This is a genomic window from Jonesia denitrificans DSM 20603 (assembly GCF_000024065.1).
GTDB classification, from domain to species: Bacteria; Actinomycetota; Actinomycetes; order Actinomycetales; family Cellulomonadaceae; genus Jonesia; species Jonesia denitrificans.
On record NC_013174.1, the window covers coordinates 925867 to 952510 of the forward strand.

Below are 26644 nucleotides of genomic sequence, written 5' to 3' on the forward strand. Positions count from 1 at the left end.
TGTGAAGACGGTGCAACGCAACGAGCAAGGGAGCGCTGCGGTTGGGTTTTTGTTTACGTCCCTCTTACTCACCATGGTGTTGATGGGGCTTCTCCAACTGGTCATGGTTATGCACACTCGTGTTCTTCTTATTGACATTGCGGGGGAGGCCGCCCGGGTGGGCGGGCGCCATGGTGCTGACCCTGCCCACAGTGTTGCCCATGCACAATCGCTGTTAGCGACCGTCCCGGGTGAGCAAACTGTCACTGCGTCGACCACCACGCTTGGTGGTCGGGACGCGATCCGGGTTGAAATTGATGCGGAACTGCCCGTGCTTGGCCCCTATGGCATCCCTGGTGCGTTGCACGTGGATGCGAGCGGTTACGTGGAATCTATTGAAGCGGTTGAGCCGTGATCGAGGTGCGGCTCCCTGCTCACAGCACACGGGAAGACGGCATGGCTACCGTGGAGTTCATCGGTGTGGTGATCGCCCTATTGATCCCGATTATCTACATCATTACTGCTGTGAGTGCAGTGCAGGCAGCGCAGTTCTCGGCTGATGCGGCCGCCTATGAGGCGGCCCGCGCATACACGTTGTCGCGTTCGCAGGGCCAGGGACGTGAGCATGCCGCTTTGATCGCTCAACAAATCTTCGCCGACCAAGGGTTCACATCGGCCCCCACTATTGCGGCGTCCTGTGATCGTGGCGATTGCTTAACCCCAGGGGGAATTGTGTCTGTCACGGTCAGTTATGAGGTGCCGTTGCCGTTGATTACCCAGTTCATGCCAGTCTCGATTCCGGTGTCGTCTCAGTCATCGTCAGTTGTTGGCGTGTACGTGTACCGCGGTGGGGCCTGATGGGCAGCCGGGCGGGCAAGGGCATCCTCATGGTGCGGTGGTGTGACCGGGTCAAGCAACGGTGCGGAAGGAACGAGGACGGTCAGATCCTGCTCCTGGGGTTGGGTTATGTTGTCGTGATTTTGTTGTTGCTCCTTGTTGTTGTGACGTTGTCTGCTGTGCACAGAGAACACCGTGAGCTTGGGCGTCTTGCTGATGGAGTGGTGCTTTCTGCGCAAGATGTGGTCACTGAAGGGCGGTATTATCGCAAGTCAGGTGCCCAGATGACTGCCGATGCGCGGGTTGCGGCAACGCAGTATCTTGCGTCTGTTGATGCGCGTCCTGGAACGCGCATCGTGGATCTGACAGTTGATGCAAATGGGTCTATTCATGCCACCATTCAACGGTCAACGTCCCACCCGGTGATGGTTGGGCTTGGGCGCCTTGCGTCGGGGAAAGCAACTTTGACGGCAAGTGCTTCTGCCAGCCCGATTGGTTAAGAACATCTGTGTTGAGCGGTGAGGTCGCCCACACCACTGGTGGGGGTGGCGTCCTCCCGTAGAATGGTGGATCGTGGCCATTGAATTCGCAACAGAGATCCCGCAACTTCGCGCAACACTTGCAACTATTTCGGCGGTGAGCGACCCGGAAGCGTTGACAGCGAAAATCGCTGAACTATCTGATCAAGCTTCTGCTCCTGACCTATGGGATGACCCTGCTCAAGCTCAGCAGGTGACCAGTGCGCTGTCGCTGGCTCAAAACGAACTCAAGCGTATTGAGTCAATGCAGCAGCGCATTGATGACCTTGAAGTGCTGGTGGAAATGGCTGTTGAGGGCAATGACGCCGACACGCTCCACGAGGCGGAGGACGAGTACGCGGCTATTAAGAAGGATTTGGACCAACTTGAAGTGCGCACCTTGTTGTCGGGAGAGTATGACGCCCGTGAGGCCGTGGTGACGATTCGTGCTGGGGCTGGTGGAGTTGATGCCGCCGACTTCGCGGAGATGCTGTTGCGCATGTATTTGCGTTGGGCGGAGCGTCATGGGTATCCCACAGCTGTTCTTGACACCTCCTATGCGGAAGAAGCTGGGTTGAAGTCGGCGACCTTTGAGGTGAAAGCCCCGTACGCATTTGGAACGCTGTCGGTGGAGGCAGGAACTCACCGTCTTGTGCGTATTTCTCCGTTTGATAACCAGGGGCGGCGCCAAACATCATTCGCTGCAGTGGAAGTGGTTCCACTCATTGAGCAAACCGACCACGTGGAGATCCCGGATAACGAGATCCGTGTTGATGTGTTCCGTTCATCAGGACCTGGTGGGCAGTCTGTGAACACCACAGACTCCGCGGTGCGCTTAACCCACATTCCGACAGGGATTGTGGTGTCGATGCAAAACGAGAAGTCACAGATCCAAAACCGTGCTGCGGCGATGCGTGTGCTTCAGTCCCGCTTGTTGTTGGAACGCCAAGCTGAGGAAAAGGCGAAGAAGAAAGAACTCGCCGGAGATATCAAAGCGTCGTGGGGCGACCAGATGCGTTCCTACGTCCTTCAGCCCTACCAGATGGTCAAGGATTTGCGGACAGAACACGAGGTGGGGAACACCAACGCAGTGTTTGACGGACACATCGATGATTTCATTGAGGCAGGTATCCGGTGGCGCCGGTCAAAGGACGCTGACGAGTAAACCGATGTGAGTGCTGCGCGGGTGGACACCTGTGAAGGGTTCACCCGGCGCGGCGTGTCATCCCGCACCAGGTGGGGAGTAGTGCCTAGTCTCAAACTGGTTGCTTGTCTGGTACGGCGTTTTGGCGCCTCGACTATGGGATGTTGTGTGATTCGGTTCGATAATGTCACGAAGGTGTATGCGCGAGGGGCTCGCCCAGCGCTCAACGATGTGACTTTAGAAATTGAGCGCGGCGAGTTTGTGTTCCTCGTGGGTGCTTCTGGTTCGGGGAAATCCACGTTTCTGCGTCTCACGCTTCGCGAGGAGAAGGCGACCTCTGGTCGGGTCCTAGTGGCTGGTCAAGACTTAACGGCACTGTCGCACTGGAAGGTGCCCGCTCTGCGCAGAAAAATTGGTGCAGTGTTTCAGGACTTCCGGTTGCTGCCGAACAAAACCGTGTTTGAGAATGTTGCGTTCGCGCTTCAAGTGATTGGGAAACCACGCCACCACATTCACACCACAGTCCCCGAAACGCTGGAAATGGTGGGTCTTGCTGGTAAAGAAAAGCGCCGCCCTCATGAACTTTCTGGTGGTGAGCAGCAACGTGTGGCTATTGCCCGCGCCTTTGTGAACCGCCCTGACATCCTTCTTTGTGACGAACCCACTGGAAACCTTGACCCGACAACGTCGTTGGGGATTATGCGGCTGCTAGATCGCATTAATCGGACCGGAACAACAGTTGTGATGGCCACCCACGACGACGAAATTGTGGACCAGATGAGAAAACGTGTCATAGAACTTCAGACCGGTGAGCTGGTTCGTGACCAGACACGCGGCGTCTACGGGTCATCGCGGTAGGGGGAGTTCAAGTGCGCGTTCAGTTTATTTTGTCTGAGATTGGTATTGGGTTACGCCGTAACTTGTCCATGACAATCTCCGTGATTTTGGTGACGTTCGTGTCACTGACCTTTGTGGGGGCAGCGATCCTCACCCAGGGGCAGATCCAAAAGTTCAAGGGTGAGTGGTACGACAAGGTTGAGATCACCGTGTATTTGTGCCCGCGTGACTCAACTGTCCCGTCGTGTGCTTCTGGCGAGGCAACTGATGACCAGATCGCCGCTGTGGAAGATGTTCTTGAGTCCCCTGAGGTCTCACCTGAGATCCGTGACGTGATGTTTGAATCCAAACAGGACGCATGGGTGTCATTTGAGCAGAACTTCTCTGACCGGTGGTGGTTCTCTGAGATGAGCGTGGACGACATGAACGCATCGTTCCGCATCAAACTCACAGACCCTGAGGAGTACCAGGTCATTAATGAAGTGCTCACTGGGCGTGCTGGGGTGGAAGAAGTTCGCGACCAGCGCGAAATTTATGAACCACTGTTCGATGTGCTGACCAAAGCCACCTTGGTGGCCTCAGGTTTGGCTGGGGTAATGCTCCTTGCGGCAGTGTTGCTGATTACCACCACCATTCGGCTTTCAGCGCTCTCACGCAAACGCGAAACCGGGATCATGCGACTGGTTGGCGCATCGACTCTCTTCATCCAACTGCCGTTCATGCTTGAAGGGGCAATCGCTGCCACCATTGGGGCGTTGCTTGCTTGTGTAGCGTTGTGGGCAGGGGTGCATTATCTCGTGGAAGGATGGCTTGGGAGCAACATGGACTGGATCCCTTATGTGACAACACAGGACGTCCTTCTTGTTGCTCCGTGGCTGGTTGCGGCTGCGATTTTGCTGGCTGCAATCTCATCTTTGGTGACCTTAAGCCGATACACAAAGGTGTGATGATGAACGCAACGTCCCATATGTTTGGTGTCCGCCCGCTGCGGGTTGTTGCGAGTGCGTGCGCACTGGTCCTGTCTGTGATCCTTGCCATGGTGGTGGTACCGGCTCAAGGTTCAGACCTTGATGACCGCATGGATGAAGCCAAACGCAAGCAGCAGCAAACACAGCAGCAGATCGATCAACTGGAATCCGAACTTGCGGAAACAGATGCGGAACTTGCTGACGCCTATGTGAAGTTGCAAAAAATCCAGGCGGAACTGCCTGTCGCACAAGCGAACCTGTCTATTGCCCGTGCGGAGTTTGACGAAGCGGTCCGGGAAGCAGAAGCGCTCGCTGCGAAACTTGATGACGCTCAAGCAGAGAAAACCTCGCTTGAGGAGCAAGTGGCAGCCAATGAGGAATCGATGTCCCAGGCACGTGCCGGGGTCGCGGAGATGGCTCGCCAAGCAGCTCGTGGGGACCTGGATATGTCCACGTTTGGCATGGTGGTGGGTGCGCAGTCCACTGAGGATTTTGTGGACCGCTACTCAATGTCCAACACGGCGTTGCGGGCGCAAAGCCAGTCGCTGTCTGCGTTACGTGATGCGCAAGCGTTGTCACGGAACGCTGAGATCCGTCTTGCCGCTGTCGAAGACATGATCACTGTCCTCAAGGATGAGGCAGATGCTCAGGTGAAGGTTGCTGAGGAGAAAGAGGCAGCAGCGGAATCTGCGATGCGCGAGGTGGAGAACCTTATTGCACAGCAGGAAGCGGCGGCCGCGGCTGTTGAGTCGCGTAAGGACGCCGCGGAACAACAGCTGAAGAGCGAAGAAGCGTCGGCTGCGCAATTGTCTTCTGAGATCCGTGAGATCGCTGGGTTGCAAGAAGCGCAACGCAAGGAAGAAGAACGCAAAGAACGCGAACGGCGTGAAGCTGAGCGGAAAAAAGCTGAGGCAGAAGCAAAGAAAAACAACTCAGGTTCGTCAGGGGGCTCCTCAGGCGGATCGTCGGGAGGTTCCTCTGGGGGATCGTCGGGCGGGTCCTCTGGGGGATCGTCGGGCGGGTCCTCAGGTGGTTCATCCGGTGGGTCAGGGAAAGCGTTCACAGCGTGGCCTACCGCCTACCGTGTGGTGACCAGTTCCTATGGGTGGCGGTTGCACCCAGTCCTTGGGTATCACCGGTTGCACGCAGGAACCGACATGCGCGCATACTGTGGAACACCGATTTACGCGGCACGCTCTGGGAAGGTCCAATGGGCCAAGTACTATGGCGGGTTCGGGAACCAGGTGCTCATCAACCACGGTTCATATAACGGCAAGTCCCTCATGTCGTCTTATAACCACTTGTCGTCATTTTCGGTGCGGTCAGGCCAAAGCGTGAAGGCGGGACAGCTCCTGGGGTATTCGGGAACAACCGGAACCTCGACCGCATGTCACCTGCACTTCGAGGTGTATGTTAATGGGTCAACCGTGAACCCCATGACGATGATGTGAGAGTCACATTCACTGACTGTGAAATACCGTGACTGTCGATGCGCCCCTGCCGTAAGGTATGGGAAGGCCCGTTACCAGCATGGTTGGGAAACGGGTGCGTGACGTCAGTGGTTAGGGTAGTGGAAAGGAGGGCTGACGTGGCTAAGCAGAAAATGTACAACGTCCCGGCGGCCCAGTCTTCAAAGCCTCGTGCAAAGGACTCAGCTCCCCGCCGTGAACTGATCGCAAACAACAAGAAAGCTCGCCACGACTACCTCATTGAGGACGTGTACGAGGCTGGGTTGGTGTTAAGCGGCACTGAAGTCAAAGCGCTGCGCGCTGGCCGTGCATCGTTGATTGATGGGTGGGTTTCCATTGACCACAATCAGGAAGCCTGGCTGGAGGGTGCTCACATTTCTGAGTACTCACATGGCACGTGGACAAACCACGCCCCACGCAGGAAACGTAAGCTGTTGCTCCACCGGCAAGAGCTGATACGGCTTGCTGATCGTTCCACCGACAAGGGGTATACGATCATTCCCTTGCAGTTGTATTTCTTGGACGGTCGCGCAAAAGTAGAGATCGCGGTGGCGCGTGGTAAACGTGAGTTTGATAAGCGTCAAGCGTTGCGGGAACGCCAGGATAATCTGGAAGCGCACCGCGCGATGCGACACCGGCAACACATGTAGTGTGACGCAGTGTGCACGGAATAATCAGTGGACGGGTCACGTTACACTGGTATGAGTTACCCACCAGGTCACACTGGGTGGCGTAACGATGGTTGATAACCACATAGGGGCCGATCGGTTTCGACGGTGGTCGTGTTTCCAAGGGAAGCGGGCCGAGGATGTGAACTTATCTCGTAAACGCTGTTCACAAAACAATAGGTGCCGATACAAAGCGCACCGACTTCGCACTTGCTGCCTGATCAGTAAGTCCTGAAGTCCGTCAGACCCAGGTTGCTATCGCCTGGGAGCCTGGCGTCAGCTAGGTAGCCACTGCTTGTCACACATGTCGTTGGTGTGGCAGGGACTTTTAAACGACTGGGCCTGTCAGCAACTCGTCTGCGTGCGTGCTGGGGCCGAGAAAATCCAGAGCAGACTGCGCCCGGAGAAGTCTTGGATGTGCGTCATCGGACCGGGGTTCGATTCCCCGCGGCTCCACATATGGGAAATGCCCCCGCCACACGGCGGGGGCATTTCTGCTGTTCAGGGGTAATTGTCGTGCGTTTGGGGAACCGCATGTGAAGTGGATGTCTCCCGAGCGATATGACGTGTTATCGGATTCCTTTTCTTCACCGTCAGCGCCTGCGTGTGTGTGGTGGTTAGCCGGTGAGGAGGGGGACGCGTTCTTCGATGGTGATGGGGTTGGTGGTGTTGGTTGTTGTGGTTGTTCCGTTGATGGGGAGCCAGGTGGTGCCGCCGTCGATGGAGAATTCGCCTTCCCAGGTTGTGGTGTGGGCAGGGGTCTGGTCGCCGAAGTCCCAGGAGTGTTCGATTGGGGTTGCATGGATTGCTACACCAACACCAAGGATGGTTGTGGTCAGGATTTGCGGGGAGGGGTCGGTTAAAGCGATCACGGGAAGGCGGATGATGTAGTCGTCACGGTCTGGTTCAACAACGATCCCAGAACCGCGTAACGGTAGCCGTTGAAAGTCCTTAGCTGACACAGAAATCACAATCGGCTCCGCACTCACTTCCTCCATACCTGGGACACAGTAATAAATATAGCTTCCATCAGCTTCCCCCATATTCACACCACCCCGTTTAGCCAAATGATCAACCCAAATGGAGGCATTTTACCCCACAACGCCTTCGCTGCAGAATCCCATCGTGACCCCATTTTGCAATAAGCCATTTTGCATTTTTGGAGAATTGGAAACCTCCCTTTCGGCAGTTTTCCCGCCATCCTTTTTAGGAGCATTTGGGATGTCAGTAATCCAATGTGACTTATCTTTTTTGCTGACGCTGACTGAGTTGTCACCCCAGGCAACTCTTGTGTCTTCACTTGAGGTTGTGGATTGAGTGATGATAAATGAGGTTGCAATGAAAATCGCTTGAGCGAGAAGAAGGTTGTTCATTTCTTTGAATATCCCAACGAGACGAGTTCCCATCTGTCTCCAAGCCAGCCAATTTGCATCGTCAAGATAAGGTCAGTACGTGTAGAAGTGATCTCATTTGACGTCAAGGATCTTACGTGCTCGAGATACGACGTCTCGGTATCAACTTCCCAGATTATTTCTTCGTCACCAACAAAGGTTGAGTTTATGTACTCTGCTTCAGAGTATTCAGCCCAAAATGAAATCTCTCCTTCGTCTATTAGTCTTTGTTTGTCAGAACGCATTTCGTTACAAAGAGTACATTTCTTGTAGGCATATTTATCCATTAGTGTCGTGCTGGAAGTTCGAGCATCATAGTCGAACACTTCGACGAAGAATTGTGCTGCGGCGATGGCTCCGGCTTTGTCACCGGTTTTCATGGCTTCGGGTTCTACGGGTGTGGGGCGTTGTTCGGGTTCGGCTGGTGTGTTTTCGACTGGTTCCTCAGTGCTGTCACCGTCCCCGTCTGTGGTTGTGTTGGTTGGTGTGGGGGAGGCATCAATAGTGTTTTCAGTTTTGGCTCCCGCATCGTTAGAGCACCCGGTGACCCCTGCTCCGAGAAGACCAGCAACGACAAGGACACTAAGAGCGCGACGAACGGTTCGACCGCGCAACAAAGAAACAGACATGCCCACAATCACACCGCACCCACACCACCAGCTCACATGGGCATCACTGCCCTGTGGACTACCGGGAAGTGCGGACTCAGAGTCCGATGCGGGGATTGAGATGTTTCTTCTCATGCCTCGCTTTCAGGTCCCCATTTAGCTCGAGTGCTGTCATCAGGAGTAAAGCCTAGTATGGGTGTGGTGTTAGATAGAGATAACAATAATAGTGGTGCCACTAATAGTCGGATCATTAATCTTCTGCCACAATTCCTACTAAAACCCAGCGGCCATTCTCGTTTGCAACTGAAATTGACACTTTTACGTCTTCTTTTCGGGGCTCTTTGCCTGTTTCCCACTGTTCGCTTATTTGAAGGCGCATGGGAACCCTCCAAATTATTGCACCTTCACCTCTAAATTCAGGGTGCCCTTCTTGCGATGAATTGATCACTACACTTTTTGGGAGCACGTTTTTTTCTTGGCGTGTATTGATTACTTCGACGAAGTGGGCGCAGCGGTCACAGTGTTCGTAGGAGTATTTTTCGAGTAGGTCTGTGGTGCTGGTGTGCATGGAGTATTCGATGACTTCGACGAAGTATTGTGCTGCGGCGATGGCTCCGGCTTTGTCGCCGGTTTTCATGGCTTCGGGTTCTACGGGTGTGGGGCGTTGCTCTGGTTCGGCTGGTGTCTCTTCGACTGGTTCCCCAGCGCCGTCACCCTCCCCGTCGGTGGGAGTGCTAACTGGTGTGGGGGAGCCATCAACAGTGTTTTCAGTCTTAGCTCCCGCATCGTTAGAGCACCCGGTGACACCTGCCCCGAGAAAGCCAGCAACAACAAGGGCACCAAGGGCACGACGAACAGCGTAACTACGCAACAGAGAAACAGACATGCACACAATCACATCGCATGCACATAACTGGTTTGAATGGGTATTGCTGCCCTGTGGAGCATGGGGAAATGCGGGGGAGAGGGCGATAGGAGTCTTGTGGGTGTGGGTGTGGGTGTGGGTGTGGGTGGGTTTGTTGGTCTGCTTGCCTGCGTGTGTGTGGTGGTTAGCCGGTGAGGAGGGGGACGCGTTCTTCGATGCTGATGGGGTTGGTGGTGTTGGTTGAAGCGATTACGGAAAGATGACTGATGTAGTCTTCACGGTCTGGTTCAACAACGATCCCAGAACCGCGTAACGGTAGTCGTTGAAAGTCCTTAGCTGACACAGAAATCACAATCGGCTCCGCACTCACCTCCTCCATATCTGGGTAGCAGTACATGACATAACCCCCAGTCCCCTCGGGAGTATGACCCAAATTATTCCCTCCATACACAGCTAAATGCTCAACCCACAACAACGCATCCTGACCCTCAGAACCCTCAGGACACGCACCCAAAACCGCACCAGAAGGCAAATCAAACCGTTGACCATTTTTCATTTTGGTTTTTTATCCGAAGGAGCGTGCGAAGAATGTGTTGGTTGGGTGGCAGTGATATACTCATTTTCCATCAATTATTGACCTAGTAGATCAACTGATGCAGCTTGTGAATACCCAGGTTGAAATTCGGTTAATGAACCTTCGGAACGTAGGAAGAGTGCGCAAACAACTACCGTTGCGTATAGAATATTCATTTTTTACTCGCAGGCGTGACTTCGGTCAAGACCCACCCATCAGGTAGATAAGTCACGTAGAACAATAGTGAATGCTCAGTGGTGTATGATTCGTCGAAGTTTTCATATTCTTCTTTTACTGAAAGATTTAGCATAACTTCCCAAATGAGTTGCTTTTTCCCCCACAGCGACGCGGGTCCTAGATCTTTTATCTCGTATTGGGAGTTAGTAACAAGGATGCCGTTGTCCTTCCTTTTGGCAATCGTTCTTTTGTACTCGTTGCACATGGAACATTTTTCGTAGGAGTATTTTTCGAGTAGGTCTGTGGTGCTGGTGTGCATGGAGTGTTCGATGACTTCGACGAAGTATTGTGCTGCGGCGATGGCTCCGGCTTTGTCGCTGGTTTTCATGGCTTCGGGTTCTACGGGTGTGGGGCGTGGTTCGGGTTCGGCTGGTGTGTTTTCGACTGGTTCCTCAGCGCTGTCACCGTCCCCGTCTGTGGGTGTGTTGGTTGGTGTGGGGGAGGCGTCAACAGTGTTTTCAGTTTTGGCTCCCGCATCGTTAGAGCATCCAGTGACCCCTGCCCCGAGAAGAGCGGCAACAACAAGGACACCAAAGACACGACGAACAGCGTAACTACGCAGTAAAGAAACAGACATGCCCACAATCACATCGCATGCACATAACTGGTTTGAATGGGTATTGCTGCCCTGTGGGGAACAGGGAAATACGGGGGAGAGGGCGATAGCAGTCTTGCGGGTGTGGGTGGGTTTGTTGGTCTGCCTGCGTGCGTGTGTGGTGGTTAGCCGGTGAGGAGGGGGACGCGTTCTTCGATGGTGATGGGGTTGGTGGTGTTGGTTGTTGTGGTTGTTCCGTTGATGGGGAGCCAGGTGGTGCCGCCGTCGATGGAGAATTCGCCTTCCCAGGTTGTGGTGAGGGTGATGGTGAACTGGCCAAGTTGTGTGTAGAGGTGTTCTACTGTTTGCTCTGGGTAGGAGCGGCCTGGGTCTGTGGTGATGAGGGCAGGGGTCTGGTCGCCGAAGTCCCAGGAGTATTCGATTGGGGTTGCACGGATTGCTACACCAACACCAAGGATGGTTGTGGTGAGGATTTGTGGGGAGGGGTCGGTTAAAGCGATGACGGGAAGGCGGATGATGTAGTCGTCACGGTCTGGTTCAACAACGATCCCAGAACCGCGTAACGGTAGTCGTTGAAAGTCCTTAGCTGACACAGAAATCACAATCGGCTCCGCACTCACCTCCTCCATATCTGGGTAGCAGTACATGACATAACCCCCAGTCCCCTCGGGGGAATCACCCAAATTATTCCCCCCATACACAGCTAAATGCTCAACCCACAACAACGCATCCTGACCCTCAGAACCCTCAGGACACCTGCCATGAATCGCTCCATCAGGCAATGAGATTTGCGTCTTAGTTGTGGCATTAACTGATGTTTGATTCGGCCCATTCGGGATCCCCGCCACGGGGAGTTCACTATTTCTTTGTTCCACATCACCAACTCCAGCCTCTCCTGGTTCCTCCCAGGTGACATTTGGTTCCGAGAAAATAGTTACTGGGAGATTCTGGTATAACAAAACGGGCCACAGGATTAGCGGATCGATCACTTTGTGCTCTGTCCTCCATCTGGGTCAATCGAAGTGAGGTCCCATTCACCATTTTCGTAGGTGACGTAAATGGTGAGTTTGTTGGTCTCAATTTGTTCAGATTCTTTTCTATTAAGCTGTTCCTTACTGGTGATACTCATGGGTACTCCCCAGATGATGTGGTTGGTTCCCACATAACTAGGCGTTCCGACTGAGTTGATCACATATGAGGTTTCCAGCGATTCATAGCCGTTTTTCGACCTATAGGCGATTGTTTCAATCAGGTTATTACAGTTTGTGCAATTCTCGTATGAGTATTTTTCGAGAAGTTCTGGGTTGTTTGAGTGTAGGGAGTATTCGATGACTTCGACGAAGAAGGTTGCTGCGGCGATGGCTCCGGCTTTGTCGCCGGTTTTCATGGCTTCGGGTTCTTCTGGGACTGGGCGTTGTTCGGGTTCGGCTGGTGTGTCTTGGGCTGGTTCCTCAGCGCTGTCACCGTCCCCGTCTGTGGGTGTGTTGGTTGGTGTGGGGGAGGCGTCAACAGTGTTTTCAGTCTTGGCTCCCGCATCGTTAGAGCACCCGGTGACCCCTGCACCGAGAAGACCAGCAACAACAAGGACACTAAGGACACGACGAACAGTTCGACCGCGCAACAAAGAAACAGACATGCCCACAATCACACCGCACCCACACCACCAGACCACATGGGCATCACTGCCCTGTGGACAAACCAGGGGAACAACACACCCCAACCCAGCCGTTCAACCACAACCCACCGGTCACGCACCGGGCTGATACCAAATACTTCCATGAGCTTTGGTCATCGTTGTGAGTGTTGTTGCGCTACCGTGCGCATCCGTAACCGAGGGTATGGGGAAAGTCCCTGATACGGTGACGGACTCGTTGTTGCCTCACCTGGTGGCAGGCTCTTGCGCGTCGATGTCACGGGACTGCTGGGTGGCCCGGTCGGGCCGTATCGCCCACCACATCGTTGATAGTGTCACGGTGGCCACGAGAGCTCCCAGCCCGGCGCCAAGCGCGATGCTTGTCAGATGATAATCCATCGGGGCAAGTGAGTCATACCGTGCAGCGCCTACTGTGATAGCCCCAAGGATGGCGGTCGCACTCAAGGCAGCAAGAACTCGAAAGAAACGAACACGGCGTACATTCTCAGCACTAGGGAGCCAGGAGTTTCTCCGGACCCAACCCACGGCGACGAGCGCACCAAGCCCCACCGCACTGCTCACGTGCTGCAATAACCGGGCCCAGGTGAGCGTTCCCATTGCCTCAGCTCGAAGTGCGGTGACCTGCATGACAACCCACCCATCGCTATGCGTCAACGAATCCCAGATGACGTGCGTCAGGATACCAATGAGCAGAGAGATAACGACCCACACTCCCCGTATCGCCACGGCGCGTTGTGGAGTTTGTGGTGTACTCCCCGATTCTGGCAACACCCACAGTGCTGGACGCGCGCACGCAACAATGAACGCGTAAAGAAAGAAGGCGAGGGGGATGGTGATGATGAGGGCGCCGGGCCAATTGTGTGTTGTGGTGGCGTTAAGGAACGGTTCCCACCACGACTGTGCACTGACAGGGATACGAAGAGCGCGAAGGAAGTAAGGCACGTCGGGTGCCAGAGCACCAGCCACAAGAGCGGCGGGAACACAGGGGCCACCCATGAAGGGAAGAACCGCAGCAGGGTGAGCGAAAGTAATGGGCATAGGTGTCCTGAACACGGTGAGTAGGCAACAACAAAGGGCACTGCAGGGGTGCGCACACATCAGTGTAAGAATCCACGTCACGGCGCTGCGTCCACCTGAAGGTGGACATGGCTTTGATGAACATCATTCGCGCGTCTATGAGGGGCAAGAGGTGAAATGATGTTTGCGGTGTGTGCTCCTCGATGAGGAACACGGCTTTTCGTGTGTTTTTTACGATAATGTAAGTGGCATGAGACGAGTCCTGATCGGTGCAGCGCTCATCGCCTGTGCTGTGGGAGCCTGCGCAACTAATGAGCCTGGCGGCAAGGTCACCGTCGACACTGCCGGTGAGACCACGGCGGTCATTGTGACGCAGGGGCTTACCGGCATGGAGGCAGAAGTCATTGGCTCCATCACGTCATTACCGTCTGGGTGTCTTGGCGTTACCCATCTTGACACCACCAAAACCTACCCGGTGGCATGGCCTGACGGAACCAGGATCTCCCGCAATGGTGAAGGCGTTATTCTGCCCAACGGTGTTGCCCTCACGGAAGGCACCGCGATCCGTGGGACAGGGGGGTTCTTGCCCGGTGACGCTGAGGAATTCACCTCGCTGCCTGACGGCTGTCAAGGTGAGGAAATCGCTGTCCTGAGCTCAGTGAGCCGCCAGGATTAAGAAGCTGTCGTTGTGGTTACTTTTTTCGGGCTTTGTCTGCCAGATGGCGCAGGGAAAGGCGCTTTTCGCGGAGAGCCCCACCGTTGCGTTCCAGTCCTGAGCCGACGAGGATCCCCAGCGCGATGGAGAACATGGCCATCCCGGTGGACACAAGAATGTTGATTGTTTCGTTTGATCCGGTAGCAGCTTCAGTGAAGCTGATGAACCCTAACGACCCAGGCACAAGGATCCAGAAGGACACCACCTGGATGACGAGGGCGGGTGGGGCTGTGCGGAACTGGGAGAGGAACCGGGACAACGGCACAACAATGAGTGCACCGAAGAAACCGGAGATTTCAGCGGGGACAAGAAACGCGCCGAGGCGTTGCATTCCCCAAGTGGCAGTCAGTGCGAGCACGATCCAGGGGAACGCTCCTTCTGGTGCTGAGAGTGCCAGCACGTACCCCATGGCAAGCAAGGTGATACCTAGCAGCGGAACCCACGGTCCAATGGTGTTGAGAACAAGGTCAGTGGATGTGGTGTGGCCCGGGACAAGCTCAAGGCCGATGACAACCCCAAACGCAAGGAGTAAAAGTTGTGCGATCCCATAGATGAGCCGTGATGAGCCAGAGATCACCTCATTGCGGGTTAGTTCCAACGCCGCGATAGTCAAGGTGAGACCGGGCAGGAAGGGGACGAGTGCGGGGGCGATGAGTCGTAAGGGCAGTTCGTCGGTGAACCCGGTCAGGAACTGGGAGGCGACCACTGTCACGGTGATTGCGGCGATGACGGGGAGCGCCGATTTGATCGTGGGGAATTTGTCGCTGATGAGGACGAGCGATCCCACGATGGTGCCCAGGATGAGGTAGGCGGGGATCGCGGATGCGGCCGGGTTGATGAGGAACCCAATGGACAGGGTCATGATGATGTGGCCGATGAGTTGGAGGAACCATCCGAATCGTGGTTGCGATCGGGTGATCGCTCCGACGTGTTCGATGACAGCGTCAGGTTCCATGATGCCGCGCCGGGTTTTCGTGATGAGGTCATCGATCGCGGCCGCTTGGTCGGAGCGCAGGCTTTCGCCGTGCACGGACCCTATTTCGATGCGCCGGTCGGTTCCTTCAATTTGGACAATGACCACTGTGGGCATGACAATGACGCGCACGGGTGGCATCGCGTAGGCGCGTGCAATGACGAAGAGGGCTTCTTGGACGTCGCTGGTGGCTTGTCCGGCGTCGAGCATGGCAAGCCCAAGGACTCGCATCATGGTGAGGATGTGGTCGACTTTGTCCTCAGGGCGTTCGATGGGCACTGAGGCGGTGGGGTCTTTGAGGAGCCGGGAGACAAGTTGCCCAAGGGGGAGTCGCGCTTTGGGGCGGACCACTTCAGCGTCGGCTGCTTTGGGGCGTCGTTTGCGGTTTTTCGCGGTGAAGGAGGGGAGTTCGTCTCCGAGGTCTTGAAGGTCCGCAAGGAGGTCGTCTGGGTTGCGGAACGCGGAGGCTGCGGAGGGCTGGGTGGGTGCGTAGTCGGCGGTCGCAGCGGGGTGGTGCCCGGTGGGTGGAACAGCCGCCTGTGGTTCGTCCATGGCCGATGTGCGATCGTCGGTGGGGGTGCCCTCTGCGGGTGTGGTCACTGTGTTCTCCTGCAGGTGTGTTGATGCGCGGGGTGCGGGGGCGTATTAGTGACGTCGACCGAGGAAGTCGTCGAGTTGGCGGCGCTCGCGTTTTGTCGGCCGCCCAGCGCCACGGTCGCGTCGGGGCATGGGGGGTGCCGCATCGGTTGGTGGGGGTGGTGTGTGGTCGATGTAACAGGTCACGGCCACCGGTGCCCCAACGCGTTTTGTGATGATGGCGCTGACTTCAACGTCGCGCCACACCTCACCGATGCGGACAGTGATGCGGTCACCCACAGCGACCTGTGTTGCTGGTTTTGCGCGTTCGCCGTTGATGGTGATGTGGCCTGCGCGGGCCGCTTTGGCGGCCAGTGAGCGTGTCTTGGCGAGGCGTGTCGCCCACACCCACTGGTCGACGCGGGCATGCGTGGGGCCGGTGGGATTGCCTGTCATAGTACGAGGGTACGCGTGACTGGTGTCGTGCGCAGGTGGCGCGCAGCGTTGGGTGTCTCACTGTTGTCGGTGCAGCGCGCGGCGGGGTGTTCCGCGTAGAGTAGTGCTCATGAGTGTGCAATCTCGGATGAGTTCCACGCCGTCTGATCCGTTTTGGGATCACCCTGATCTTGGGGGCGGATCCCAGCCTGGTGGGACGACCAGCGTGTTGGAGCGTGAGGAAACGACCGAGCAGGTCGAACCTGGCGACCACGAGCGTTTTGCTCACTATGTGCGCAAGGAAAAGATTATGGAGTCGGCGATGTCGGGGAAACCGGTCATCGCATTATGCGGCAAGGTGTGGGTGCCTGGCCGTGACCCCAACAAGTTCCCTGTGTGCCCCATCTGTAAGGAAATTTATGAGGGGCTTCGTGAACCTCAGGACAATGAGCCAGGTTCAGGTGATTCAGACAAGTGAATCCTGAGATCGATCTTTTTTCAGCGGCGCTTGCCGATGAGGATCAGTCTGAGGGTTCGCGGGGTCTTGCGGCGGGTGACTATCTTCCCGGTTCGGGACGTGCCCCTCAGGCTGCCTCCGTTGCAGCGGCCGAGCACCTGTCTCCGACGTATCCGACTCGTGCCCCGTGGGGGACTGCAACGAAGCTTCGCGCCTGGCAGGCCGAGGCGCTTGAGGTATACCGTGAACGCCAGCCGCGAGATTTCTTGGCGGTAGCGACACCAGGCGCGGGGAAAACAACGTTCGCGTTGCGGTTAGCAACAGAACTACTCGATGCGCGCATCGTCCGTAAAGTCACCGTGGTGGCGCCAACTGAACATCTCAAACACCAGTGGGCAGATGCCGCAGCCAGGGTGGGGATCCGGTTGGACCCGAACTACAAGAACGCCCAAGGGCGTCTTGCCGACCATTACGACGGTGTCGCACTGACCTACGCCCAAGTCGCCGCTAACCCGGCTCTGCACGCCAACCGAACCGCCAATGCGCGAACTTTCGTCATCCTTGACGAAGTCCACCACGGTGGTGACGCCCTCAGCTGGGGTGACGCAATCCACGAAGCGTTTGATCTGGCAACCCGCCGGTTGAGTCTCACCGGGACCCCGTTCCGCTCTGATACGGCACCAATCCCGTTTGTCCGCTACGACAAAGGCCCTGACGGTATCCGCCGTTCCGTTGCGGACTACACCTACGGGTACGGGCAGGCGCTCCGCGATCACGTGGTACGCCCAGTGATCTTCCTCACGTACGCCGGGCAAATGCGGTGGCGCACGAAAATGGGCGACGAAATCGCTGCGAACCTTGGTGAGGCCATGACCAAGGACATGACCGCGCAGGCGTGGCGCACCGCACTAGACCCCCAAGGCCAATGGATCCCCTCGGTCCTTGCCGCCGCCGACAAACGACTCTCCGAAGTCCGCCGCACAGTGCCGGACGCCGGTGGGTTGGTTATTGCTTCTGACCAAGATGATGCACGCGCCTACGCAGGTCACCTGGCCCGTATCACCGGGGTGTCGCCCACCGTTGTCCTGTCAGACGACTCCGGGGCGGGAGCCCGCATTGAGGAGTTCTCTGAATCAGATGACCGGTGGATGGTTGCGGTCCGCATGGTCTCCGAAGGCGTCGATGTGCCACGCCTTGCCGTTGGCGTGTACGCCACCAGCACCCAAACCCCCCTATTTTTTGCCCAAGCCATTGGGCGCTACGTGCGCGCCCGTAAACGCGGTGAAACCGCGACCGTGTTCCTCCCTTCCGTGGCACCCCTGCTCGCCTTGGCGAACACCATGGAAGAGGAACGCGACCACGCTCTTGACCGTCCAGCCTCAGACACCCAAGAACTCTACGACCCAGAAGCAGCCCTTCTTGCCGCAGCAAACCGGGAAGACAAAGCATCAGATTCTCTGGTGCAAGGCTCCTTCGAAATGTTGGAATCTCAAGCCTCATTCGACCGTGTCTTGTTCGACGGCGGAGAGTTCGGGTTAGGCGCAGACGTTGGTAGCGCCGAAGAACAAGACTTCCTGGGACTACCAGGGCTCCTCGACGCCGACCAAGTCACCACGCTGCTACGCCAACGCCAACACCAACAAAGCTCCACGAAAACCCAGAACGCTGAGCGCTCGCAGATGGATCACCGGGCTATTGCTGAATTACGAAGAGAGCTCAACAAGTTGGTGAATGCGTGGGCGCGCAAAACTGGTCAACCTCATGGCACAGTGCACAACGAACTACGCCGAAGGTCAGGGGGCCCTGAGGTGCCGCTGGCGTCCCGTGACCAGTTAGAACGGCGTGTAGAGGTCGTGCGTGGTTGGTTTGTGGGGCGAAAATGATGTCCCGCCCGCCAGCCGTGAACCACATGGGCTAGGTGAAGGTCAACCGCCGAGCGGCGGTCTGAGGGGTCCCGGGTTACAGGTTTCCTACCGGCAGCATTGTGGTATCGACGGCGAGGTCGCCGGACTGCAGGCGTAACGCGTGAGGGTTAAGTTCTGCTCGTGATGCTGCGTGGCGGGCCACTGCTCTGTCAAGACCTTCGCGCCCAGTCCATTGGGGGTCAACGGTTCCACCGTCCACGAAGGTGTGTTCCAGGGGTCGGTAGTCGGGGTGGGTGGACAACCAAGCCGTAGTGGCGTCCCGTTCACCAACGAGCACAACCTCTTCTCTGGCTTCGTTGTCGATGAGGAGTCGTGCCCCTGTTTTGCGTCCACCAATGGAACTTTTTGAGGTGGATGCCTTGGCCACGGGCTCCATGATGCCGGCTGAGTTTTCGCGGGCGACGAGTTTGTACACCATGGATGAGGTGGCTGAACCTGACCCGGTGACGACTTTTGTTCCCACGCCGTACCCGTCCACCGGGGCTGCTTGGAGGCCTGCGATGGCGTATTCATCGAGGTCAGATGTGACGATGATGGTGGTGTTGTGGGCACCAAGTCGGTCAAGTTGTTCCCGGACTGTGTGGGCTTGGGCTCCTAGGTCACCTGAGTCAAGGCGCACTGCCCCCAGGGATGTTCCTGCAACCTTGATGGCGGTGGTGACGCCTTGGGTGACGTCGTAGGTGTCCACGAGCAGGGTGGTGCCTGTTCCGAGTGCGGCAACTTGTGCGGCGAAGGCTTCTTCTTCGGTGTCGTGCAGGAGGGTGAACGCGTGCGCGGAGGTTCCGATTGTGGGGACCCCGTACCGGTAGCCTGCTTCCAGGTTGGAGGTTCCGGAGAATCCGGCAATGATCGCGGCTCGTGCCGCGGCGACGGCGGCTTCTTCGTGCGCGCGTCGTGACCCCATTTCCAGGCAGGGGCGGCCGTGTGCTGCGGCTGTCATTCGTGATGCTGCCGATGCGACTGCTGAGTCGTAGTTGAGAATTGACAAGACCAGCGTTTCCAGGAGGACGGCTTCTGCGAAGGTGCCTTCGACGGTGAGGACGGGGGAGTGGGGGAAGTAGATTTCCCCTTCGGCGTACCCGCTGATGGTGCCCGTGAAGCGGTAGTTTGCCAGGTAGTCCAATGTGGTGTCTGACAGTGCACCGTCGGCGTGGAGCATGTCGATGTGGGCCTTGGTGAAGTGGAAATGGTTGAGCGCTTCGAGGAAGCGTCCGGTTCCGGCAACAACACCGTATCTGCGCCAGGAGGGCAGGCGTCGTGTGAAGACTTCAAACACGCAGGTGCGGTGTGCTGACCCGTGGGCGAGTGCCGCATCCAGCATCGTGAGTTCGTATTTGTCTGTCATTAACGCAACGCTCATGGACACACCGTACCGCCTGTGGAAGGGATGGCGCGCCTGCTCACGTAGCATGGACAGTGTGAGTGCACCCACCGAACAACTTGCTGTCATTGACGACGCAGCCCAACTGGATTCTCAGCCGTGGGTTCTTATTGTGTGGAATGACCCGGTGAACTTAATGAACTATGTGGAGTGGGTGTTTCACACGTATTTCAATTATCCGCGTGGGCAGGCGCATCAGTTGATGATGACGGTCCATACGGAGGGTCGCGCGGTGGTGGCGACGGGCAGCCGCGAGAAAATCGAGTTTGATGTCCAAGCCATGCACAACTATGGGTTGTGGGCAACGATGATGCGCAGTGAGGAGTAGGTGTGGCACATCCTTTTGTGCTGAGCCCGTTTGATGGGGACGCATATTTGGCGTACTTAACTACCGGTGAGCGGTTTTACCTGGTCCAGGTTGCTGGTGAGGTCATTGAACTGTTGGGGCAGGATCACATGGCTGATTCTTCGGATGAGGAAGAGCAGCAGGATGTGTCTGGGGCTCCGAAGGTGCGCGTTCCTGATCTTCCTCAGCTCAACCGGGTGTTAGCTGGGTTGTCGGGTGAACCGTTTATTGATGTGCCCACTGACCCCGCGGTGCGCCGTTTGGTGCCGGATGCGTCCTTGGACCCTGAGGTGGCGGCGGAGTTTCGTAAGTTCACCGATGGTGATATCCGTGAAGCCAAGGTGTCACGTTTGGTTGCTTTTGCGGGGCAACTCATGGAGGCGGAGCCGTCATCCGATGAGGATAAGCACGTGGAGTGGGCTGTCACCCGCGCGGATTGCGCCGATGTGGCGATGACGTTGACGGATATGCGGTTGGTGCTTGCTGAACGGTTGGACCTTGTTGATGATGAGGCTTCTGACGCGTTGGGTGACTTTCTCATGGAGCAGCAAGATATTGATGATCTCGACCCTGACGACGAGCGCCGCTATGTGTTGGGGATGCTTTATATGCTGTGTGGGTATTTACAGGAGTCGTTAGTGGAGTGCATGCTCAGCGACGATCGAACGGTGGGGGAGTAGTCCGCTCGTTCTTGGTGGTGTGGCCCACAAAGGTCCCCCATAGGGCACCTCAACTTTTGTGGCATCAATCACGTATCACGGTGATCTGGGGGTAGTCAGTCCCCAGGTGTCTGTCAGGTTGGCTACCCTCGTAGTGTGAATGATTCACCTATTGGGATTTTCGACTCCGGTGTGGGCGGGCTGACTGTTGCTCGGTCCATCCTTGATCAGTTGCCGGGTGAGTCGATCACGTACATCGGCGATACAGCGAACACCCCCTACGGGCCTAAGCCATTGGCGCTAGTTCGGGAGTTGGCGTTGACGATCATGGACCGTCTGGTGGATGACGGCGTGAAAATGTTGGTTATTGCCTGCAACACGGCTTCTGCTGCGGTGCTTCGCGATGCGCGTGAACGGTACACGGTCGGGCGCGGTATCCCGGTGGTTGAGGTGATTTTGCCCGCTGCGCGGCGGGCTGTTGCTGCGACGCGCACCGGCAAGATAGGGGTCATTGGAACCCAGGCGACAGTTGCTTCTCGGGCGTATGACGATGCGCTGTCGGTGGCCGCTGACCTTACTGTCTCGTCAGTTGCCTGCCCTGACTTTGTGGAACTTGTTGAGGCCGGAATCACCACTGGTCCTCGCGTCATCGAAGCAGCGACACGCTATTTGGATTCGTTGAAACATCATGATGTTGACACCCTTATTCTGGGGTGCACGCACTACCCGCTACTCACTGGTGCGATCTCGTATGTCATGGGGGAGGACGTCACGTTGGTGTCGTCAGCTGAGGAAACAGCAAAAGATGTGTACCGCACGCTGGTGGCCCATGGGTTAGAACGTAGCCCGGAAGCCGGGCCGCCTCGTCACCAATTCTTTGCCACCGGTGACACGCACGCGTTTCACGTGTTGGCGCGCCGCTTTTTGGGGCCAGAGGTTGCAACAGTGGAGATGGTCGGATGAAACTCACAGTTCTTGGGATGGCCGGCTCATATCCTGGCCCGCAGTCACCTGCATCGAGCTACCTGGTTCAAGCAGACGACGAGGACGGGAAACAGTGGTCTGTTGTCCTTGATCTAGGCTCCGGGGCACTGGGGGCATTGCAACGGCACGTCAACCCTTTTGACGTGAACGCGGTGTTTTTATCCCACCTGCACCCCGACCACTGCGCGGACATGGCCGGTTATTACGTGTACTACCGGTATCACCCGTCGTATGGCACGGAGAAATCCCAATGCACACCCGTCACCGTCTACGGTCCTCGGGACACCCAAGAACGCCTCGGGTGCATGTACGGGCTCGACGAGGGCGAAAACATGGATGGTCAGTTCGTCCACAACACTCTCAGTGATGGTGACCGTATCGAGGTTGGTCCACTGACCATCGATGTGCGCAGCGTGCGTCACCCCGTTGAAGCCTTTGGGTTCCGCATCGAAGGGCCCAGCGAGCACTCACCTGCAGACCGTGTCACCCTGGCCTACACCGGAGACACCGACATCTGTGACTCCCTTGACGACCTGGCAGCGAACGTGGACCTCTTTTTGTCCGAAGCGGCCTTCATCGAAGGCCGCGACGACGCAATCGAAGGGCTCCACCTGACCGGCGCAAAAGCTGGTCACATCGCAGAACGTGCAGGGGCACGATCCCTGGTTCTCACCCACATCCCCGCGTGGAACGACCCTCACGTCTCTGTGCGCGAAGCCCACGACCAGTACTCCGGCCCCATCAGCGTGGCAGAACCCGACCGTACCTATATTCTCTAATTGTTTTCCCGGCGACAAGGAAGGAAATACCATGTCAGCCCGCATCGTTCTTGCCACACACAACGACCACAAGGTCCGTGAACTTGCCGCGATCCTCGCCGCAGAACCCGCGCTCGCGTTCCTTAAGGACGGTGCGGTGGTGTCCGCGTCGGCGTTCGATGTCACCCCGCCCGTTGAGGATGCGGTGACGTTCGAGGACAACGCGCTGATCAAAGCACGTGTTCTGGCACAAGAAACCGGTCTCGTTGCCATTGCTGATGACTCCGGACTTGCCGTGGACGTTCTTGGAGGAGCTCCAGGTATTTTCTCAGCCCGGTGGGCAGGAGGCCATGGGGATGATCAGGGGAACCTTGACCTGCTGTTGCGCCAACTTGAGGACGTCCCCACTGAGCACCGCTCGGCACGGTTCGTGTGTGCGGCCGCACTGGTGACCCCCAACGGGGACGAACATGTGGAACGTGGAACACTGGAAGGCACCCTCTTGACCGCGCCGCGAGGCGAGGGTGGGTTTGGGTATGACCCCATCCTTCTTCCGTTGGGTTATGACCGGTCCTGCGCTGAACTCAGCGCCGAGGAAAAGAACGCGATCAGCCACCGAGGCAACGCGTTCCGGGCGCTAGTCCCGCATATCGTTGCTGCGTTGGGCGCGCACGCGAACAACTGACCCCCACACAATGCGCCACCCCACCAACATGAGTAACAAAAATCCCAACGCAACAAAGGGGAACCCGCCACTGTTGGTGTCCCCGGCGAGGACCCGGATTGCCAACGCAAACGCCCACGTGACAAACGCCAACATGATAGCTGCTGGCCAGACCTGAAACACGATGGGTAACCCCGTCGTGGTGGTCTGCCACTGCCGGGTAATCACCCACCCCACCAACAACCCCAGCAAGAAAGGCCAGGCCGTGTCAGCGATCCCCACGATCGTCGCCACCTCATTGTGGGACTGCCGCCCAGCGGCAGCAAACAACACAACAAGAACCACATCGAGGGCAAACCACACGGCAACGAGTCTCACCCCATTACCGTAACCCAACTAGTATGGGAACAATGCACCTCCACGCCGACTCCTTGAGCTACTCCTACCCGGACAACGAGGTGTTCCACAACCTCACCTTCACGGTCAACCAAGGCGACCGCATCGCCATTGTGGGGGAGAACGGCTGCGGAAAATCCACCCTCTTGTCCATCCTTGCTGGGGAACGAGACCCCCACGAAGGTCATATCACCCGTGACGGCACCTGCACGTATGTGAGCCAAGAACTACACCCCCACAACGACACCCTCGGCGACCTCATCGATGCCGCCCTTGCTCAGGTGACAGAAGTTGGGCAGGAACTCGAGCGCGCATCGGCAGCTTTTGACCATGATCACGGCACCATGGCTGACCTCGCTGACCTTCTTGCCACACTGAACTACCTCGCCCCCTGGCAAGCCGAACAACGCATCAACACCGCACTGTCACGCTTAAGCGCCCCCACTGATCGCACCCGCCAACTCACCCACATGTCAGTAGGTGAACGTTTCCGCGCGCGCCTCGCCATTCACCTGGCGTCACGGGCCGATTTCCTCCTCCTTGACGAGCCCACCAACCACCTTGACGCGACCGGGATTGCGTTCCTCACCCACGTCCTTACGACCTGGCGTGGAGGGGTCATCTTTGTCACCCACGACCGTCAACTCCTCGACGACACCGCCACTGCGATCTTCGACATGGACCCCACCATGGATGGCACCCCCAAGCTCTACGGTGAGCCGGGGTACTTGAAGTTCCGGTTCGCCAAGAACGAATACCGCCGCAAGTGGCGCTCCCTGTACCAGGCACAACAAAAACGCCTCGCACGACTAGAGCACCGGCTGGATCGCTCCTATGAAGGGCTATCTGATGAATGGCGGCCACCCAAAGGCTCCCAAAAACACAGGCGAGGAACACGCGCACGCATCCACGTCAAAGCCGCCGACCGGCTCGTGGAATCCGGGAAAGCCAACGCCCTGCCGATCCCACCACCCCCTCCACACCTCAACTTCCCAGACCTGCCCGCCCTGAACCCCGGGTGGGAAGCTGACGCAACCCTGATTGAGATCCGTAATCCGCGCATCGGCAAAGACACAGTCCGATTGCACCTGCCCGGACAGCGCGTTGTGATCCCACCGTCAGGGCGCCTTTTGATCACCGGCGCGAACGCCGCCGGAAAATCCACCCTCCTTGCAGCGCTCGCCGGGCAACTGCCCGTGGACCAGGGGTACCGTTATGCGCGTGCCGATGTGCGCATCGGCGTGGTGATGCAAGAATCACCCAACCGGGTGGGGGCAAGCGGTGACACTGATCCCACCGGCTTTGACGCGGCAGCGCGCGTTGGGTTGGACCTCCTGGAATCGGGGCAACTTGACCCTGACCACATCATGCCCGTGGCGTACCTAGGCTTACTCACCGATGAGGAACTTGACACGCCGTTGTCACAACTGTCCACCGGGCAACGCCGACGCTTCGATGTGGCCTGTGCGCTCCTTGCCAAACCGCACGTTCTCCTGCTGGACGAACCCACGAACCACCTGTCAATCGACCTTGTCGATGATTTGTGTCAACACCTGCTCCACACGGCGGCTGCTGTGGTTGTCGCCTCCCACGACAGAACCATTCAGCGGGACTTCACCCAGTGGCCACACCTACACATTGAGCACGCTTCCGCGGCTGGGGGTCACTAAGTTACGACAGGTCGGGCAGGCGACCCGCGTGGGCGAGCGCCTGCTTTAACAACATGTCCTGACCGCCTTGCATGTGAGCGAGGATGCGTGGCGAACACGCTTCCTCTGGGGTTAGCCAGGTCAGTTCAAGGTTGTTTTGTTGCGGAGAACAGTCGCCGCGCACCGGCACAATATAGGCAAGTGACACCGCGTGGTGCCGGTCATCATAGAACGGTGTCACACCAGGGGTGGGAAAATACTCCGCCACAGTGAACGGTTGCGGGGACGCTGGAATCGACGGTAAAGCCACCGGACCAAGATCCTTTTCAATGTGCCGCACCAACGCATCACGAACCCGTTCGTGATACATCACCCGACCTGACACAAGGGCACGCATCATGTGCCCGGACTCAGTGGCGCGTAATAATAATCCGACCTGGATGACATCACCAGACTCATCCACCCGCACAGGCACGGCGTCAACGTACACCAAGGGAAGCAGGCTGCGTACCTCATCCATTCGGTGTGCATCAAGCCACCCCACCGGGTTGGGGCGGTCACCAAAGCTTGGGTCAGGGAAATCCACTGTGTCAGTCACCCCTTTGTTCTACCCTGCCCCACCCCATCTGCGCACCTGGGCGCGCTCCCAACCCCCAGGACTTCACTGAGGTTCGCCAACAGCCAAACAACCGGCGGAACATAGTGAACCCCGGTAGTGTTTTGACAGAACGGATTTGGTGGCACCTGAGCTGCTGGATCACTTCACTGTGTAACCCAGTGAAGACACCCGCACAGAAAAGAGGTCTCACTTGGCCACCCACGACATCACCAAAGAACAGTTCGCTGACACAGTCGCCAACAACGACATCGTCCTGGTCGACTTTTGGGCTGAATGGTGCGGACCCTGCAAACAGTTCGGACCTATTTTTGAGCAATCCTCCGAACAGCACTCGGACATCTACTACGCGAAGGTTGACACAGAAGCTGAGCAGGAACTCGCTGCTGCGCTGCAAATCACCTCCATCCCCACACTGATGGCATTCCGTGAAGGAATCCTCGTGTTCGCTCAGCCTGGCGCCCTGCCAGCACAGTCCCTCCAGCAGGTTGTTGACGGTGTGAAAGGTCTCGACATGGACGATGTGCGCAAGCAACTCGCGCAAGCTCAGGCAGAAGAAGCAGCACAGCAGTAACGCTCACACTGTGAGACAGCAGGCACGGTCTACCTTGCAACGCTGACCGAGACAACGGCGGGGTGCCCCATGAAGGGGTGCCCCGCCGTTGCTGTCCCCAACAACATGGGATGAATCCCCACGTTATGGCTGGTCAGTCCATTGACGGGGCGGTTGACCGCAACTAGGGTGTGATAGAAGCAAAAACCACGGACTTGCGTGAACACGTGAATTG

Annotated in this window: 32 protein-coding genes and 1 other RNA gene; 19 read left to right on the plus strand and 14 right to left on the minus strand. The window is 57.2% G+C overall.

What is annotated here, in order from left to right; all coding sequences use genetic code 11:
- Position 1 precedes the first annotated feature (1 nt).
- The 9 genes from JDEN_RS04305 (at position 2) to ssrA (ending at position 6879) form a co-directional block, all read left to right on the plus strand.
- Positions 2-394 (plus strand): TadE/TadG family type IV pilus assembly protein, encoded by a 393-nt coding sequence (locus JDEN_RS04305; RefSeq protein WP_015771150.1) that lies wholly within the window; start codon positions 2-4, stop codon positions 392-394.
- Between the two features lie 41 nt (positions 395-435).
- Entirely contained in the window at positions 436-837 is a 402-nt protein-coding gene (locus JDEN_RS04310) for a hypothetical protein (RefSeq protein ID WP_143713241.1), read from the plus strand.
- Positions 837-1316 carry a pilus assembly protein TadG-related protein gene (locus JDEN_RS04315; protein ID WP_015771152.1) on the plus strand — a complete coding sequence of 160 codons (480 nt, stop codon included), beginning with the start codon at positions 837-839 and terminating at the stop codon, positions 1314-1316. The genes JDEN_RS04310 and JDEN_RS04315 overlap by 1 nt, the downstream gene beginning before the upstream one ends.
- Positions 1317-1386: 70 nt before the next feature.
- The gene (gene prfB / locus JDEN_RS04320) at positions 1387-2499 is read left to right on the plus strand and encodes a peptide chain release factor 2 (protein WP_088585168.1); all 1113 of its coding nucleotides are present in this window, start codon (positions 1387-1389) and stop codon (positions 2497-2499) included.
- 147 nt (positions 2500-2646) lie between these two features.
- The gene (gene ftsE / locus JDEN_RS04325; protein WP_041287814.1) at positions 2647-3336 is read left to right on the plus strand and encodes a cell division ATP-binding protein FtsE; all 690 of its coding nucleotides are present in this window, start codon (positions 2647-2649) and stop codon (positions 3334-3336) included.
- 11 nt (positions 3337-3347) lie between these two features.
- Complete coding sequence (gene ftsX, locus JDEN_RS04330) at positions 3348-4262, plus strand: permease-like cell division protein FtsX (RefSeq protein ID WP_015771155.1); 915 nt, start codon at positions 3348-3350, stop codon at positions 4260-4262.
- Positions 4262-5734 carry a M23 family metallopeptidase gene (locus JDEN_RS14240; protein ID WP_083775108.1) on the plus strand — a complete coding sequence of 491 codons (1473 nt, stop codon included), beginning with the start codon at positions 4262-4264 and terminating at the stop codon, positions 5732-5734. Before ftsX ends, JDEN_RS14240 begins: the two co-directional genes overlap by 1 nt.
- Positions 5735-5886: 152 nt before the next feature.
- Positions 5887-6402 carry an SsrA-binding protein SmpB gene (gene smpB, locus JDEN_RS04340; RefSeq protein ID WP_049754510.1) on the plus strand — a complete coding sequence of 172 codons (516 nt, stop codon included), beginning with the start codon at positions 5887-5889 and terminating at the stop codon, positions 6400-6402.
- A 106-nt stretch (positions 6403-6508) separates the two neighbouring features.
- Positions 6509-6879: a transfer-messenger RNA gene (ssrA, locus tag JDEN_RS13395) on the plus strand.
- Between the two features lie 158 nt (positions 6880-7037).
- Here the strand turns inward: ssrA and JDEN_RS04345 are convergent.
- From JDEN_RS04345 to JDEN_RS04385, 9 genes are all read right to left on the minus strand, one after another.
- A complete protein-coding gene (locus tag JDEN_RS04345) occupies positions 7038-7463 on the minus strand; it encodes a hypothetical protein (protein ID WP_015771158.1) in 426 nt (141 codons plus the stop codon).
- Between the two features lie 48 nt (positions 7464-7511).
- On the minus strand, positions 7512-7826 hold the full coding sequence (locus JDEN_RS14085) for a hypothetical protein (protein ID WP_231953673.1): 315 nt from the start codon (positions 7824-7826) through the stop codon (positions 7512-7514).
- Complete coding sequence (locus JDEN_RS14090; RefSeq protein ID WP_226926603.1) at positions 7790-8440, minus strand: DUF6318 family protein; 651 nt, start codon at positions 8438-8440, stop codon at positions 7790-7792. The genes JDEN_RS14085 and JDEN_RS14090 overlap by 37 nt, the downstream gene beginning before the upstream one ends.
- Positions 8441-8669: 229 nt before the next feature.
- Positions 8670-9305, minus strand: a complete 636-nt coding sequence (locus JDEN_RS04360) for a DUF6318 family protein (RefSeq protein WP_015771161.1) — start codon at positions 9303-9305, stop codon at positions 8670-8672.
- 163 nt (positions 9306-9468) lie between these two features.
- Complete coding sequence (locus tag JDEN_RS04365) at positions 9469-9840, minus strand: hypothetical protein (protein ID WP_015771162.1); 372 nt, start codon at positions 9838-9840, stop codon at positions 9469-9471.
- A gap of 190 nt (positions 9841-10030) precedes the next feature.
- Positions 10031-10672: a DUF6318 family protein gene (locus JDEN_RS04370; RefSeq protein WP_015771163.1), complete on the minus strand. Its 642-nt coding sequence runs from the start codon at positions 10670-10672 to the stop codon at positions 10031-10033.
- A gap of 143 nt (positions 10673-10815) precedes the next feature.
- Positions 10816-11640 (minus strand): PKD domain-containing protein, encoded by an 825-nt coding sequence (locus JDEN_RS12940; RefSeq protein WP_015771164.1) that lies wholly within the window; start codon positions 11638-11640, stop codon positions 10816-10818.
- The gene (locus JDEN_RS04380) at positions 11637-12287 is read right to left on the minus strand and encodes a DUF6318 family protein (protein ID WP_015771165.1); all 651 of its coding nucleotides are present in this window, start codon (positions 12285-12287) and stop codon (positions 11637-11639) included. Before JDEN_RS04380 ends, JDEN_RS12940 begins: the two co-directional genes overlap by 4 nt.
- A gap of 243 nt (positions 12288-12530) precedes the next feature.
- Positions 12531-13343, minus strand: coding sequence for a DUF4184 family protein (locus tag JDEN_RS04385; protein WP_015771166.1), 813 nt, complete (start codon positions 13341-13343; stop codon positions 12531-12533).
- Positions 13344-13572: 229 nt separating this feature from the next.
- On the opposite strand from JDEN_RS04385, the gene JDEN_RS04390 reads away from it, so the two are divergent.
- Positions 13573-13998, plus strand: a complete 426-nt coding sequence (locus JDEN_RS04390) for a hypothetical protein (RefSeq protein ID WP_041287819.1) — start codon at positions 13573-13575, stop codon at positions 13996-13998.
- A gap of 16 nt (positions 13999-14014) precedes the next feature.
- On the opposite strand, the gene JDEN_RS04395 is transcribed toward JDEN_RS04390, so the two are convergent.
- Positions 14015-15610 (minus strand): threonine/serine exporter family protein, encoded by a 1596-nt coding sequence (locus JDEN_RS04395; protein WP_015771168.1) that lies wholly within the window; start codon positions 15608-15610, stop codon positions 14015-14017.
- Positions 15611-15655: 45 nt separating this feature from the next.
- The gene (locus JDEN_RS04400) at positions 15656-16042 is read right to left on the minus strand and encodes an RNA-binding S4 domain-containing protein (protein ID WP_015771169.1); all 387 of its coding nucleotides are present in this window, start codon (positions 16040-16042) and stop codon (positions 15656-15658) included.
- A 127-nt stretch (positions 16043-16169) separates the two neighbouring features.
- On the opposite strand from JDEN_RS04400, the gene JDEN_RS04405 reads away from it, so the two are divergent.
- Both JDEN_RS04405 and JDEN_RS04410 read left to right on the plus strand, forming a co-directional pair.
- Positions 16170-16499, plus strand: coding sequence for a DUF3039 domain-containing protein (locus JDEN_RS04405; RefSeq protein ID WP_049754422.1), 330 nt, complete (start codon positions 16170-16172; stop codon positions 16497-16499).
- Positions 16500-16636: 137 nt separating this feature from the next.
- Entirely contained in the window at positions 16637-18361 is a 1725-nt protein-coding gene (locus JDEN_RS04410; RefSeq protein WP_041288172.1) for a DEAD/DEAH box helicase, read from the plus strand.
- A gap of 76 nt (positions 18362-18437) precedes the next feature.
- Here the strand turns inward: JDEN_RS04410 and JDEN_RS04415 are convergent, their stop codons facing one another.
- A complete protein-coding gene (locus JDEN_RS04415; protein WP_041288173.1) occupies positions 18438-19763 on the minus strand; it encodes a nicotinate phosphoribosyltransferase in 1326 nt (441 codons plus the stop codon).
- A gap of 49 nt (positions 19764-19812) precedes the next feature.
- Here JDEN_RS04415 and clpS point away from each other — a divergent pair, with 49 nt between their 5' ends.
- The 5 genes from clpS to rdgB all read left to right on the plus strand — a co-directional run bounded on the left by clpS (position 19813) and on the right by rdgB (position 23216).
- Positions 19813-20112, plus strand: a complete 300-nt coding sequence (clpS, locus tag JDEN_RS04420; protein WP_015771173.1) for an ATP-dependent Clp protease adapter ClpS — start codon at positions 19813-19815, stop codon at positions 20110-20112.
- 2 nt (positions 20113-20114) lie between these two features.
- Entirely contained in the window at positions 20115-20810 is a 696-nt protein-coding gene (locus JDEN_RS04425) for a DUF2017 family protein (protein ID WP_015771174.1), read from the plus strand.
- Positions 20811-20945: 135 nt separating this feature from the next.
- A complete protein-coding gene (murI, locus tag JDEN_RS04430; protein ID WP_015771175.1) occupies positions 20946-21752 on the plus strand; it encodes a glutamate racemase in 807 nt (268 codons plus the stop codon).
- A 17-nt stretch (positions 21753-21769) separates the two neighbouring features.
- On the plus strand, positions 21770-22552 hold the full coding sequence (locus JDEN_RS04435; RefSeq protein WP_226926602.1) for an MBL fold metallo-hydrolase: 783 nt from the start codon (positions 21770-21772) through the stop codon (positions 22550-22552).
- Between the two features lie 31 nt (positions 22553-22583).
- Entirely contained in the window at positions 22584-23216 is a 633-nt protein-coding gene (rdgB, locus tag JDEN_RS04440) for an RdgB/HAM1 family non-canonical purine NTP pyrophosphatase (protein WP_015771177.1), read from the plus strand.
- Here the strand turns inward: rdgB and JDEN_RS04445 are convergent.
- Positions 23169-23573, minus strand: coding sequence for a DUF3054 domain-containing protein (locus tag JDEN_RS04445; RefSeq protein ID WP_041287821.1), 405 nt, complete (start codon positions 23571-23573; stop codon positions 23169-23171). The genes rdgB and JDEN_RS04445 overlap by 48 nt on opposite strands.
- 23 nt (positions 23574-23596) lie before the next feature.
- On the opposite strand from JDEN_RS04445, the gene JDEN_RS04450 reads away from it, so the two are divergent.
- Positions 23597-25261, plus strand: a complete 1665-nt coding sequence (locus JDEN_RS04450; protein WP_015771179.1) for an ABC-F family ATP-binding cassette domain-containing protein — start codon at positions 23597-23599, stop codon at positions 25259-25261.
- Position 25262: 1 nt separating this feature from the next.
- On the opposite strand, the gene JDEN_RS04455 is transcribed toward JDEN_RS04450, so the two are convergent.
- Positions 25263-25838 (minus strand): NUDIX hydrolase family protein, encoded by a 576-nt coding sequence (locus tag JDEN_RS04455; RefSeq protein ID WP_015771180.1) that lies wholly within the window; start codon positions 25836-25838, stop codon positions 25263-25265.
- Positions 25839-26049: 211 nt separating this feature from the next.
- Here JDEN_RS04455 and trxA point away from each other — a divergent pair, with 211 nt between their 5' ends.
- Complete coding sequence (gene trxA / locus JDEN_RS04460; RefSeq protein WP_015771181.1) at positions 26050-26430, plus strand: thioredoxin; 381 nt, start codon at positions 26050-26052, stop codon at positions 26428-26430.
- Positions 26431-26644: the final 214 nt, after the last annotated feature.

Coding starts and splice junctions, on each gene's coding strand:
- JDEN_RS04360 (WP_015771161.1), bottom strand. CDS start 9,305: ATGTCTGTTTCTCTGTTGCGTAGTTACGCTGTTCGTCGTGCCCTTGGT.
- JDEN_RS04400 (WP_015771169.1), bottom strand. CDS start 16,042: ATGACAGGCAATCCCACCGGCCCCACGCATGCCCGCGTCGACCAGTGG.
- JDEN_RS04315 (WP_015771152.1), top strand. CDS start 837: ATGGGCAGCCGGGCGGGCAAGGGCATCCTCATGGTGCGGTGGTGTGAC.
- JDEN_RS14240 (WP_083775108.1), top strand. CDS start 4,262: ATGATGAACGCAACGTCCCATATGTTTGGTGTCCGCCCGCTGCGGGTT.
- JDEN_RS04435 (WP_226926602.1), top strand. CDS start 21,770: ATGGCCGGCTCATATCCTGGCCCGCAGTCACCTGCATCGAGCTACCTG.
- JDEN_RS04345 (WP_015771158.1), bottom strand. CDS start 7,463: ATGGGGGAAGCTGATGGAAGCTATATTTATTACTGTGTCCCAGGTATG.
- JDEN_RS04310 (WP_143713241.1), top strand. CDS start 436: ATGGCTACCGTGGAGTTCATCGGTGTGGTGATCGCCCTATTGATCCCG.
- JDEN_RS04390 (WP_041287819.1), top strand. CDS start 13,573: ATGAGACGAGTCCTGATCGGTGCAGCGCTCATCGCCTGTGCTGTGGGA.
- JDEN_RS04370 (WP_015771163.1), bottom strand. CDS start 10,672: ATGTCTGTTTCTTTACTGCGTAGTTACGCTGTTCGTCGTGTCTTTGGT.
- JDEN_RS04380 (WP_015771165.1), bottom strand. CDS start 12,287: ATGTCTGTTTCTTTGTTGCGCGGTCGAACTGTTCGTCGTGTCCTTAGT.
- JDEN_RS04405 (WP_049754422.1), top strand. CDS start 16,170: ATGAGTTCCACGCCGTCTGATCCGTTTTGGGATCACCCTGATCTTGGG.
- smpB (WP_049754510.1), top strand. CDS start 5,887: ATGTACAACGTCCCGGCGGCCCAGTCTTCAAAGCCTCGTGCAAAGGAC.
- JDEN_RS04365 (WP_015771162.1), bottom strand. CDS start 9,840: ATGAAAAATGGTCAACGGTTTGATTTGCCTTCTGGTGCGGTTTTGGGT.
- JDEN_RS04415 (WP_041288173.1), bottom strand. CDS start 19,763: ATGAGCGTTGCGTTAATGACAGACAAATACGAACTCACGATGCTGGAT.
- JDEN_RS04450 (WP_015771179.1), top strand. CDS start 23,597: ATGGGAACAATGCACCTCCACGCCGACTCCTTGAGCTACTCCTACCCG.
- rdgB (WP_015771177.1), top strand. CDS start 22,584: ATGTCAGCCCGCATCGTTCTTGCCACACACAACGACCACAAGGTCCGT.
- clpS (WP_015771173.1), top strand. CDS start 19,813: ATGGACAGTGTGAGTGCACCCACCGAACAACTTGCTGTCATTGACGAC.
- JDEN_RS14090 (WP_226926603.1), bottom strand. CDS start 8,440: ATGTCTGTTTCTTTGTTGCGCGGTCGAACCGTTCGTCGCGCTCTTAGT.
- JDEN_RS14085 (WP_231953673.1), bottom strand. CDS start 7,826: ATGGGAACTCGTCTCGTTGGGATATTCAAAGAAATGAACAACCTTCTT.
- JDEN_RS04385 (WP_015771166.1), bottom strand. CDS start 13,343: ATGCCCATTACTTTCGCTCACCCTGCTGCGGTTCTTCCCTTCATGGGT.